This is a genomic window from Duganella sp. sic0402, from assembly GCF_019219065.1.
Taxonomy (GTDB): Bacteria; Pseudomonadota; Gammaproteobacteria; order Burkholderiales; family Burkholderiaceae_D; genus Rugamonas.
This window is the reverse complement of sequence record NZ_JAHUWK010000009.1, coordinates 85,403-96,395: the sequence shown is the minus strand read 5'-3', so window position 1 is coordinate 96,395 and position 10,993 is coordinate 85,403. Positions and strand designations below refer to the sequence as shown.

General features: G+C 62.1%; 9 protein-coding genes. 6 read left to right on the top strand and 3 right to left on the bottom strand.

Annotated elements, in window-relative coordinates; genetic code table 11:
• The first annotated feature begins 106 nt into the window (after positions 1-106).
• Together hemE and KW842_RS20245 are read left to right on the top strand one after the other, a co-directional pair.
• Positions 107-1,192, top strand: a complete 1,086-nt coding sequence (gene hemE, locus KW842_RS20250) for a uroporphyrinogen decarboxylase (protein ID WP_218305928.1) — start codon at positions 107-109, stop codon at positions 1,190-1,192.
• A 733-nt stretch (positions 1,193-1,925) separates the two neighbouring features.
• On the top strand, positions 1,926-3,941 hold the full coding sequence (locus KW842_RS20245; protein WP_218305927.1) for a primosomal protein N': 2,016 nt from the start codon (positions 1,926-1,928) through the stop codon (positions 3,939-3,941).
• Here KW842_RS20245 and KW842_RS20240 read toward each other — a convergent pair.
• Positions 3,938-4,834, bottom strand: coding sequence for an ArgP/LysG family DNA-binding transcriptional regulator (locus KW842_RS20240; RefSeq protein WP_218305926.1), 897 nt, complete (start codon positions 4,832-4,834; stop codon positions 3,938-3,940). The genes KW842_RS20245 and KW842_RS20240 overlap by 4 nt on opposite strands.
• A gap of 95 nt (positions 4,835-4,929) precedes the next feature.
• On the opposite strand from KW842_RS20240, the gene KW842_RS20235 reads away from it, so the two are divergent.
• Positions 4,930-6,372 carry a dihydrolipoyl dehydrogenase gene (locus KW842_RS20235; protein ID WP_218305925.1) on the top strand — a complete coding sequence of 481 codons (1,443 nt, stop codon included), beginning with the start codon at positions 4,930-4,932 and terminating at the stop codon, positions 6,370-6,372.
• Positions 6,373-6,451: 79 nt separating this feature from the next.
• Positions 6,452-7,588 carry an HD-GYP domain-containing protein gene (locus KW842_RS20230; RefSeq protein ID WP_218305924.1) on the top strand — a complete coding sequence of 379 codons (1,137 nt, stop codon included), beginning with the start codon at positions 6,452-6,454 and terminating at the stop codon, positions 7,586-7,588.
• Here KW842_RS20230 and KW842_RS20225 read toward each other — a convergent pair.
• Positions 7,585-8,067 (bottom strand): SRPBCC family protein, encoded by a 483-nt coding sequence (locus KW842_RS20225; protein WP_218305923.1) that lies wholly within the window; start codon positions 8,065-8,067, stop codon positions 7,585-7,587. The two genes, KW842_RS20230 and KW842_RS20225, sit on opposite strands and share 4 nt — an antisense overlap.
• A 147-nt stretch (positions 8,068-8,214) precedes the next feature.
• Between KW842_RS20225 and KW842_RS20220 the strand changes: the two genes are divergently transcribed.
• Complete coding sequence (locus tag KW842_RS20220) at positions 8,215-10,293, top strand: UvrD-helicase domain-containing protein (RefSeq protein WP_218305922.1); 2,079 nt, start codon at positions 8,215-8,217, stop codon at positions 10,291-10,293.
• Positions 10,290-10,499, top strand: coding sequence for a SlyX family protein (locus tag KW842_RS20215; RefSeq protein WP_218305921.1), 210 nt, complete (start codon positions 10,290-10,292; stop codon positions 10,497-10,499). The genes KW842_RS20220 and KW842_RS20215 overlap by 4 nt, the downstream gene beginning before the upstream one ends.
• Here the strand turns inward: KW842_RS20215 and KW842_RS20210 are convergent, their stop codons facing one another.
• Positions 10,500-10,967, bottom strand: a complete 468-nt coding sequence (locus KW842_RS20210) for a heme-degrading domain-containing protein (RefSeq protein ID WP_218305920.1) — start codon at positions 10,965-10,967, stop codon at positions 10,500-10,502. It abuts the gene before it with no gap.
• Positions 10,968-10,993: the final 26 nt, after the last annotated feature.

Here is a 10,993-nt window from a genome sequence, read left to right as displayed (position 1 = left end):
CGCGGTGCTACGCATGATAGAGAAAAAACGCCGCCTTCGGGCGCTAAACGCTAAAAAATCGACGGGATGCGATAATACTTGCTTTCACCGCTTTCGATTGCCTTCCATGCCACAATTTGCTCCGCTCAAGAACGACACCTTCCTGCGCGCGTTGCTGCGCCAGCCCACCGACTACACCCCTGTGTGGCTGATGCGCCAGGCCGGAAGGTATCTGCCTGAATACCGCGCCACCCGCGCCAAGGCTGGCTCCTTCATGGGCCTGGCCACCAATCCGGACTACGCCACCGAAGTCACCATCCAGCCGCTGGACCGCTTCCCGCTGGACGCCGCCATCCTGTTCTCCGACATCCTGACGGTGCCGGACGCGATGGGCCTGGGCCTGTATTTCGTCGAAGGCGAAGGCCCGAAATTCGAGCGTCCGCTGAAAACCGAAGCCGACGTGCTGGCGCTGCGCCAGCCGGCAGCCGGTTCGCTGGACTATGTATTCAAGGCCGTGACCCAGATCCGCACCGAGCTGAATGGCCGCGTGCCGCTGATCGGCTTTTCCGGCAGCCCATGGACGCTGGCCTGCTATATGGTGGAAGGCCAGGGCTCGCGCGAGTTCCACACCATCAAAAAGATGCTGTACAACCGCCCCGACCTGATGCACCGCATCCTGGACATCAACGCCAAGTCGGTGGCCGAATACCTGAACGCGCAGATCGACGCCGGCGCGCAAGCGGTGATGATTTTCGATTCGTGGGGCGGTGCGCTGGCCGACGGTGCCTACCAGGCGTTCTCGCTGAAATACATGCAACAGGTGGTGTCGCTGCTGAAACGTGAAAAAGACGGCGTGAAAATCCCCGCCATCGTGTTCACCAAGGGCGGCGGCCACTGGATCGAGCAAATTGCCGACATCGGCGCTGACGCGCTGGGCCTGGACTGGACCGCCAACCTGAGCAAGGCGCGCCAGCTGGTCGGCCACAAGGTCGCGCTGCAAGGCAATCTGGACCCTGCCATCCTGTTCGCCAGCCCGGAACAGATCACCGCCGAAGTCCACAAGGTGCTGGACGCCTTCGGCAAGCCGGACGCCAACGGCAGCGGCCACGTCTTCAACCTCGGCCACGGCATTTCGCAGTTCACCGCCCCGGAAAACGTGGCGGCCATGGTGGAAGCTGTGCACAGCTACAGCAAGGCGCAGCGCGCTTCCTGACCGATTCTGTGAGCAAAGGGCACGTTTCGGTGGAAACGTGCCCTTTTTCATTGCTGCGCGCAGTCTTGGCAAGCTGACTTATGCACATTTTTTTCTACTGCGGAAATAATAGGCAGCCACTTTTCGCTAGCCCGTGACCATATTGTAAGTGCATGATTTTGAAGAGAATTTTTTATGGCTTACTGGGCAATATTTAGCAAGCCGTAAACCTTCCAGCGAAGCTTCATGTAGTTTATTTCTTCATTCTCCACAAAGTTATCCACAAAAACTGTGGACAAGAAATAAAATGACTTAGTAAACCGTGACTTAGCCATAATGTTGCTGTTTCACGTTAGGATTATGTTGCGTTGCAGGATACGATGGCAAAAATGTCAGGCTTGCCAAGCTCGTTATCAGAGCGCAAAGCTTGAGATGAGCATAAGTATAAAATTTGGTGGGCTGGTGTTCCGCGACGACGCTAAAACGCTCAAAAAACTGCTTGATTTCGGTGAAAAAAACATCCTAAATACTTCACTTATGCACAGCTGGCGGGGAGCGATGGGGAATTTCCCTCTCCTATGAAGCATTTTTCAAGTTACTGATTTTAAAGAGAAAAAATTTTGATTTTTTGCCCGGTTTTGGATGATGCCAACGTGGATGTCAGTGCTTTCCGGGGAATAAGATTCCATTGTCCACAAAGTTATCCACAGAAACTGTGGATACATACAGCATCGATAAATCCGCAGGGTGCAGCATGAATAATCCATGCCCTTGCTACCTTCAAATCGCCATTGATACACCGCTCAATGCGGTTTTTGATTACCGCTGGCAGTGCGAGGACGATCAGCGGCCGCAAGTCGGCCAACTGGCGCTGGTGCCGTTCGCGCGGCGCGAGGTGATGGGCCTGATCGTCGGCGTGGCAGAGGCGACCGATGTGCCGGTGGATAAGTTGAAAGATGCGCTGGCCGTGCGCAGCCAGCTGCCGCCGCTGTCGGCCAAATGGCTGGCGCTGGCCGGTTTTGCCGCCGACTACTACCAGCGGCCGCTGGGCGAGGTGGCGCTGCCCGGCCTGCCCAAGAATCTGCGCGTGCTGACCACCGTGGCGCTGGACCGGGCGCTGAAAAAGCTGGCCAAGCTGGAAACCCGGCATGATCCCGCGCCGGCCAATATGCCGGTGCTGAATCCCCAGCAGCAAGCGGCTGCGGACGCCATCGGCGGCGCGGCGGGCTTTACGCCGTCGCTGCTGTACGGCGTGACCGGCAGCGGCAAGACCGAAGTCTATCTGCAAGCCTGCGCGCAGGTGCTGGCGCGCGAACCGGACGGCCAGATCCTGATCCTGGTGCCGGAAATCAATCTGACGCCCCAGCTGGAAGGCAATATTCGCGCGCGCTTCCCCGGCGTGATGCTGGCGACCCTGCACAGCAGCCTGTCCGAAGGCGAACGCATGCTGCACTGGCTGGCCGCGCATCAGGGCAAGGCACGCATTGTGCTGGGCACGCGGCTGGCGATCCTGGCGTCGCTGCCGCACCTGAAGCTGATCGTCATCGACGAGGAACACGATCCCTCGTACAAACAGCAGGAAGGCTTGCGCTATTCGGCGCGCGACCTGGCCGTGTGGCGCGCCTGGCAGTTGCAGATTCCGATCGTGCTGGGTTCGGCCACGCCGTCGCTGGAAACCTGGCACCACGCGCAGTCCGGCCGCTACCGCAAGCTGGAGCTGCGCGAGCGCGCCGTGCAGAACGCCGTGCTGCCGCAAGTGAAGCTGATCGACATGGAGCGCGACAAGCCGAAGGACGGCCTGACCTCGCAGCTGGTGGCGGCGATCCGCCAGCGCATGGAGCGTGGCGAACAGTCGCTGCTATTCCTCAATCGGCGCGGCTATGCGCCGGTGATCTGCTGCGAATCCTGCGGCTGGATCAGCGAATGCACGCGCTGTACTTCGTTCATGGTGTTGCATCGTCCAGAGCATCGCTTGCGCTGCCACCATTGCAGCCTGGAGATGCGCATCCCGCGCCATTGCCCGACCTGCGGCAACGTCGATCTGCAGCCGCTGGGACGCGGCACGCAGCGAGTGGAGGAAGGCTTGCAGGCGTTGTTCCCGGAAGCGCGGGTGCTGCGCATCGACGCCGACTCGACACGCAAGAAGGGCAGCGCGCAGGAGGCTTTCGCCAGCGTGCACCGGGGCGAGGTGGATATCCTGGTCGGCACGCAGATGGTGGCCAAGGGCCATGACTTCAAAAAGCTGACGCTGGTCGGCATCATGAATCCGGACACGGCGCTGTTTTCGCAGGACTACCGCGCCAGCGAGCGGCTGTTTGCGCAGCTGATGCAGGTGGCCGGCCGCGCCGGAAGGGCTGGCATGCCGAGCGAGGTGCTGGTGCAGACGCGCTATCCGCAGCATCCGCTGTACGGCGCGGTGGTGCATCACGATTACGATCACTTTGCTTCGGCCTTGCTGGAGGAACGCGAGCAGGCGGCTTTGCCGCCCTATCTGTTCCAGGCGCTGCTGCGGGCCGAGGCCCGCGAGCTGGCGACGGCGATCGAATTCCTGACCATTGCCCGTGATTGCTTGCAGCATCCGGGCATCACCATCAACGATCCGATCCCGATGACGATGACGCGCGTGTACAACGTCGACCGCGCGCAGCTGCTGGTGGAGTCGCCCTCGCGGCCGGCGCTGCAAGCCTTCCTCAAGGAATGGCTGCACATGCTGCGCGAGATGAAGAGCCGCGTGAAGTGGTCGCTGGAAGTGGACCCGCTGGATATCTAGACCGGCAGCAGGTGGCGCCTGGCGGTCGCGATGATCTGTTCGGACAGCGCGCGGGTGAATGGCGTATCCAGGTTCCACGCATGCCAGTACAGCGGCACATCAACGAAATGGCCGGGTGCCAGGTCGACCAGCCGCTCATCGTTCAGCGCCGCCGACACTTGCTGCCACGGCAGCAAGCCATACGCCAGGCTGCCGGATACGCATTCGCTGGCGGCCGGCGACAGCGGCAGCGTGTGATGCGGATATGCCCCGCGCAGATCCAGCACCTCGTGCAGGAAGCCGGACATCATGTCGCGGTCGCTGACCACGGCCGGCGCCAGCCGCGCTGCCTCCATCGAAAAACCGTCGCCGAACCAATGGCCCGCAAACGCCTTGGTGGCCACGCACACATAGCGCATGCGGCCCAGCGGCGTCAACTGCGGACCGTTGGCCTGTGTTTCGGACGCATCCGCTCCGGCCGCCACGCAGCCAAACACGCTGCCTTCACGCACCAGATGCAAGGCCATGCCGGTTGCCGCCTGCTGCACATTCAGCTGGCAGCGCGGCGGCGACAGCAGCGGTGGCAGAGCGAGCGGGAACCAGGTCGCCAGGCTGGCCGCATCCACCGCCAGCGCGATTTCCGGCATGCTGACCTGGTTGCCCAGGTCGATATCCAGCGATGCTTCCATCAGCTTGACGTTGCGGTGATGCGAAACCAGCCGCTGGCCCAGCCCGGTCGGCACCGCCGGCTGGCCGCGCACGATCAGCAGGCGGCCCGCAGCATCTTCCAGCGCCTTGATGCGCTGGGAAACGGCCGATTGGCTGATGCCGAGCGCCAGCGCCGCTTTTTCAAAGCTGCCCTGGCTGACCACTGCATCCAGCACGGCCAAGGCCCGGTAATCCAGATTGTCCATAAGTCAAACTTATAAAATTTAAAAACAATAAGTAATACTAATACTGATTTGCCTTGAAGTAAAACACGATACGTAATCAGGAGTAGACTTATCCCATGAAAACCTTACGCACTGAAGTCGCCGTCATTGGCGCAGGCACCGCCGGCATGACCGGCTATCGCGCCGCCAAGGCCGGCGGCAAGCAAACCTTGCTCATCGAGGGCAATGTCTACGGCACCACCTGCGCGCGGGTCGGCTGCATGCCCAGCAAGCTCCTCATTTCCGCTGCCGACGCCGCGCACATGCTGCATGCGGCGGCCGGCTTCGGTGTACACGCAGGCGAGGTACGCATCGATGGCCAGGCAGTGATGGCGCGCGTGCGCAGCGAACGCGACCGCTTTGTCGGCTTCGTGGTCGAGAGCGTGGACGGCTACCCGGACGAAGACAAGCTGCACGGCCACGCCCGCTTCATCAGCCCGACCCAGTTGCAAATCGACGATCACACCGTGGTGGAGGCGGAACGCTTTGTGATCGCCACCGGCTCAACCCCGATCGTGCCGGACGAGTGGCGCGCTGCCGGTCCGCGCGTGATCACCAGCGACGAGGTGTTTTACTGGGACGACCTGCCGGAATCAGTGGCAGTGGCCGGCACCGGCGTGATCGGACTGGAGCTGGGTCAGGCATTGCACCGGCTTGGCGTGCGCGTCACCATCTTCGGCCGTGGCGGCAGCGTCGCCCAGCTGAGCGACCCGGAAGTGCTGGATGTGGCCCGCAGCGCCATGCTGGATGAGCTGGACGTGCGCTTCAAAACCAAGGTGGTGAAGGTGGTACAGCAGGGCGATGGCCTGGCTGTCACCAGCGAGGACACCAATGGCGACCAGCACACCGAGCATTTCAGCTATCTGCTGTCGGCCATCGGCCGGCGGCCGAATGTGCATCAGCTGGGGCTGGAGCACACCGGGCTACAGCGCGACCACCATGGCGTTCCTGTCTATGACAAGCAGACCATGCAGTGCGGTGCGTCCGCCATCTTTATCGCCGGCGACGCCAACGACGAACGCCCGCAGCTGCCGGAAGCCGCCGACCACGGCCGCATCGCCGGCGCCAACGCGGCGCGCTATCCGGATGTGCAGCCGGGCTTGCGCCGCACGCCGCTGGCGATCAGCTTCACCGAGCCGCAGATTGCCACTATGGGCAGCAGCTACAGCGAATTGTGCGTCACGCACGCTGGCCGCTTCGCCGTCGGCAAGGTGTCGTTTCACAACCAGGGCCGCAGCCGCGTGATGCTGCAAAACAAAGGCATGCTGCGCGTCTACGCCGAGTACAAGACCGGCCGTTTCCTCGGCGCCGAGATGATCGGTCCGCGCGCGGAAAACATCGGCCACCTGCTGTCCTGGGCAGTGCAGGCGGGGCTGACGGTGGACGCCATGCTGGACATGCCGTTCTACCATCCGGTGGTGGAGGAAGGCGTGCGCACCGCGCTGCGTGATCTGGCGCATCACCTGGAGCATGAACCGGCGCACGATTGTCCTTGCGTCGACTGTACGCCGGCGCCGTGAATTTTCCTTGATTGTTATTTATACGTCAAAGATACAAAAAAACTCACACACTCTCACCTGAAAGCCGTATGCTTCGGCGATGAACATACGCAAAGTGACAGCGGCTGATCTACGGCTTGGCATGCTGCTACCGTGGGATGTCTATGGTGAGAACGGCGCTTTACTGATCCGCAAGGGACATATGATCGCCAGCGCCAATCAGATTGCGTATCTGGTCGAACGCGGCGTGTTTGAAGACCAACAGCCGCCGGAAGCGGCGCCGGAACCGCCGTCGGTGCTGCGCAAGCTGAACGCTGCCTACCTGGAATTGCACACGCTGTTGCAAGGGCTGTCGATGGGCATCGCCGTGCCCGATTTTCGCCGCCGCCTCGACGACATCGCGCTGATGGTGCACGCCGCCATCGAGCTGGACCCCGACATCGCCGCCGCCAGCGTGCTGCACAACCAGCACGCGGCGCCGTACGCGGCGCGCCACAGCGTCAACACGGCGGTGATCGCGGTGCTGCTGGCGCGCGCCCGCCAGCGCTCGCGCAACGATGTCATGACAGTCACGCTGGCGGCGCTGACCATGAATGTCGGCATGCTGGCGCATCACCAGCGCTGGCACGACAGCCGCACCGCGCTGAGCGCGGATGACCGGGCGCGCATGCTGGCCCATCCGCAACGCAGCGCACAGCTGCTGCGCCAGGCCGGCGTCAACGACGAAGCCTGGCTGCACTGCGTGCTGCATCACCATGAAAACGAAGATGGCAGCGGCTATCCCGGCGGCCAGGTGGGGGCGCAGATACCGCTGCTGTCCAAGCTGGTGGCGCTGGCCGACCGTTATTGCGCGCGCGTGTCGGAGCGTGGCTACAAGCCGGCGATGGCGGCCAACGCGGCGCTGCGCGACATGCTGCTGGAGGCGCGCCTGACGCTGGACATCCACCTGGTGACACTGGTGATACGCGAGCTGGGGATTTACCCGATCGGGACCTGGGTGCGGCTGATTAACGGCGAGGTGGGCGTGGTGTCGCGGCGCGGCCTGCAATCGACCACGCCGCATGTGGAGTCGGTGATCGGGCCGCGCGGCGCGCCGCTGGACGTGTTCCTGAAGCGCGACACCCGCAACCCGCTGCACACTATCCGCGAAGTGCTGACCAATGCGCAGGTGGCCGCGCTGCACGTTGCGCCGCTGCGCATGGCGCAGGTATGGGGACGCGCGGCCGCTGCCGATTAATTCAGCAGCGCATCCAGGCGGCCCTGGCGGGCCAGTTCGCGCAGCATGCCGATGGTGTCGATGTCCGACTCGACGTAGGCCGAGCGGCGGAATTCATCGTACATGGCGTTGGCCTGGTCGGTGGCTTCGTCGTGGCTGTCCTCGTACTGGAAGCGCACGAACAGCGTGTCCTCGGTCGGCTGCTCGATGGTCATGGTCAGGCTGGATTCGGCGATATCCTGCTGCGCAGCGACGCGGTAGCGTACCTGGCGCATCGGCTCCAGCTCCACCTGGTCTTCCACCACCAGTTCGCCGTAGCGCAGGCGGCGGCGGAAGCCGTGTTCGGTGCGCTGGTCGATGATGCTGTCGTCCAGGTGCGGCACAAACAGTTTCGGCGAATCGGCGCGCAGCACCAGGCCGGCCCAGACCTGCTTGACGGTCAGTGCATCCAGCAGCGGATTGAGCGGGTCGTTGACTTCGATTAAGTGTTCAAATTTCATGATTGCAACCAATATAAGGTTAGGCGGGGCCTATGATGAGCGCATGGTAACGCAAATGTCCTGTGCGCTTCATGCGCCACATCAGTGGAGGCCCTGGCGACTGCTACAATGTGGGGCTGTTTGTCCGTTTTACTAGCCCCTCGTCCGATGTCCACCAAAGTCCCCGTTTTCGGCCTTAATTTGCCCCAGAGCCAGGCTGTTACCTACCTGGATGGTCCTTGCCTGGTGCTGGCAGGCGCCGGCTCGGGCAAAACCCGCGTGATCACGCAGAAGATCGCCCACCTGATCGAGGACCGTGGCTATGATCCGCGCACCATCGCTGCGCTGACCTTCACCAACAAGGCGGCGCTGGAGATGCAGGAGCGTATCGCCAAGCTGCTCAAGCAGCCCAAGCAGGCCAAGCAGCTGACGGTGTCGACTTTCCACTCGCTGGGCGTCAAGATCCTGCGTCAGGAAGCCAACGGCGTCGGCCTCAAGGACCGCTTCTCGATCATGGACGCCGACGATTGCGGCTCGCTGATCCAGGATATGGCGATCACCACCGACAAGCAGGTGGTGCGGCGCATCCAGACCGATATCTCGCTGTGGAAGAACGGCCTGGTCGATCCGTTGGCTGCGCTGAGCCAGGCCAAGGACGAGGACGAGGCGCAGTCGGCGCGCGTCTACGCCAGCTATGTGGCCACGCTGTCGGCCTATCAGGCGGTGGATTTCGATGACCTGATCCGCCTGCCGGTGGAGCTGTTCCGCAACAACGATCCGGTGCGCGACAAATGGCAGCGCCGCCTGCGCTATCTGCTGATGGACGAGTACCAGGACACCAATACCTGCCAGTACGAGCTGGTCAAGCTGCTGGTAACCGGCATCGGCAAGAAGCCGATGTTCACCGCCGTGGGCGACGATGACCAGGCGATTTACGCCTGGCGCGGCGCCTCGGTGGAAAACCTGAAAACGCTGCAAACCGATTTCCCTGACCTGCAAGTGATCAAGCTGGAGCAGAACTACCGCTCCACCACCCGCATCCTGCAGGCGGCCAACGCGGTGATCGGCAACAATCCCAAGCTGTTCGAGAAATCGCTGTGGTCGGAGCACGGCCTGGGCGAGCCGATTCAGGTGACCTCGATGCCGACCGACGATGCGGAAGCGGACCAGGTGGCGATGCTGATTTCGGTCGACCATTTCAACCGCAAGAACAAGTGGTCGGATTACGCGATTCTGTATCGCGGCAACCACCAGGCGCGGATTATCGAACAGGCCTTGCGCAAGGAGCGCATTCCGTACACGATTTCCGGCGGCCAGTCGTTCTTCGACAAGGCGGAGATCAAGGACATTATCAGTTATCTGCGCTTGCTGGCAAATACCGACGACGATCCGGCCTTCATCCGCGCCGTGACCACGCCACGGCGCGGCGTCGGCCAGTCGACCATGGAAACGCTGGGCACCTTCTCCGGCCAGTGGCAATGCTCGCTGTTCGAGGCGGTGTTCAAGGGCGGCATCGAAGGATTGCTGCAAGACCGGCAACTGAATCCGCTGCGCGACTTCTGCAACTTCATCAACAACCTGGAAGCCCGTGCCAGCCGTCCCGGCCCGTCGGGCAGCGGCGACAACGCTGCGCAGGTGCTGGATGATCTGCTGGAAGCGATTAATTATGAAAACTATTTATACGATATGTTTGACGAGCGCGCGGCCCAGAGCAAGTGGCAGAACGTGCTGGAGTTCGTCAACTGGCTGAAGGATCGCGGCCGCGGCGGCAAGGACCGCGACGGCGAGGAAAAAAACGTACTGGAGCTGACCCAGATGGTGGCGCTGATGTCGATGCTGGAAGGCCAGGACGAAGACCCGGACGCGGTGCGCATGTCGACCTTGCATGCGTCGAAGGGGCTGGAGTATCCGCACGTGTTCCTGGTCGGCTGCGAGGAAGGCATCCTGCCGCACAAGGGCGATGCCGACGCGCCGGCCGAATCGATTGCGGCGCGGGTGCAGGAGGAGCGCCGGCTGATGTACGTCGGCATCACGCGCGCCCAGCGCACGCTGCACATCACCTGGTGCAAGAAACGCAAGCGCGCGGGCGAGCAGGTGCACTGCGACCCGTCGCGCTTTATCAAGGAAATGAAGTTGGACGAAGGCACGGCCGTGCCGATGGAATCCGAAGTGCTGACGCCGAAGGAACGCCTGGCGCGCATGAAGGAACTGCTGGCCACACCCAAACCCGACAAGGAACAACCATGAACACCGAAGACCGCTTCATCGACATCGAAATCAAACTGGCCTACGCCGAAGACATGGTGGACTCGCTGAGCCAGCGCGTCCACGAACAGCAGCAGCAGATCGACAAGCTGGAGCAGCTATGCGCCGTGCTGGTCCAGCGCCTGCGCGACAACACCCAAGGCAGCAGCGGCAGCCAGCTCCCCCACGAGCGTCCACCGCACTATTGATCAGGCCAGGACGGCGCGCAGGGCTTCGATGACTAGCGCGTGGTCTTCGGCCTGGCGCAGACCGGACACGGTGACCGTGCCGATGATGCCGGTATTGCGTATGGTGATCGGGAAGGCGCCGCCGTTGGCCGCGTGATCCAGCGGGTCCAGATACTTGATGTCTTCAAACACCACGCCGCGGTGCTTGTGGTCGATGCCGACGTAGAAGGAGCAGCGGCCGAAGCGCGCCACCACATTGTTCTTGCGGCGTATCCAATCCGCCTGGTCGGCAGACGCACCCTGCATGGCATGATGGAACAACACCTTGCCGTTAATGGTGATGTTGACCGTAATAATCTTTTGTTTCGCTTTGGCCAGCTCGATGATGTTCATCCCGAGCGTCAGCGCGGTGTCGCTGTTGAATGCGGCGAACTGCAAATCTTGCTCCTGCTGCGTCAGGGTCTCCAGCAGTTCCGCGTAATTTTCCATGCATGCTTCCTGTTGTTAAGGGATGT

Excerpts from the sequence above, each read along its gene's own strand:
- hemE (WP_218305928.1), top strand. The coding sequence starts at position 107 with ATGCCACAATTTGCTCCGCTCAAGAACGACACCTTCCTGCGCGCGTTG.
- KW842_RS20245 (WP_218305927.1), top strand. The coding sequence starts at position 1,926 with ATGAATAATCCATGCCCTTGCTACCTTCAAATCGCCATTGATACACCG.
- KW842_RS20240 (WP_218305926.1), bottom strand. The coding sequence starts at position 4,834 with ATGGACAATCTGGATTACCGGGCCTTGGCCGTGCTGGATGCAGTGGTC.
- KW842_RS20235 (WP_218305925.1), top strand. The coding sequence starts at position 4,930 with ATGAAAACCTTACGCACTGAAGTCGCCGTCATTGGCGCAGGCACCGCC.
- KW842_RS20230 (WP_218305924.1), top strand. The coding sequence starts at position 6,452 with ATGAACATACGCAAAGTGACAGCGGCTGATCTACGGCTTGGCATGCTG.
- KW842_RS20225 (WP_218305923.1), bottom strand. The coding sequence starts at position 8,067 with ATGAAATTTGAACACTTAATCGAAGTCAACGACCCGCTCAATCCGCTG.
- KW842_RS20220 (WP_218305922.1), top strand. The coding sequence starts at position 8,215 with ATGTCCACCAAAGTCCCCGTTTTCGGCCTTAATTTGCCCCAGAGCCAG.
- KW842_RS20215 (WP_218305921.1), top strand. The coding sequence starts at position 10,290 with ATGAACACCGAAGACCGCTTCATCGACATCGAAATCAAACTGGCCTAC.
- KW842_RS20210 (WP_218305920.1), bottom strand. The coding sequence starts at position 10,967 with ATGGAAAATTACGCGGAACTGCTGGAGACCCTGACGCAGCAGGAGCAA.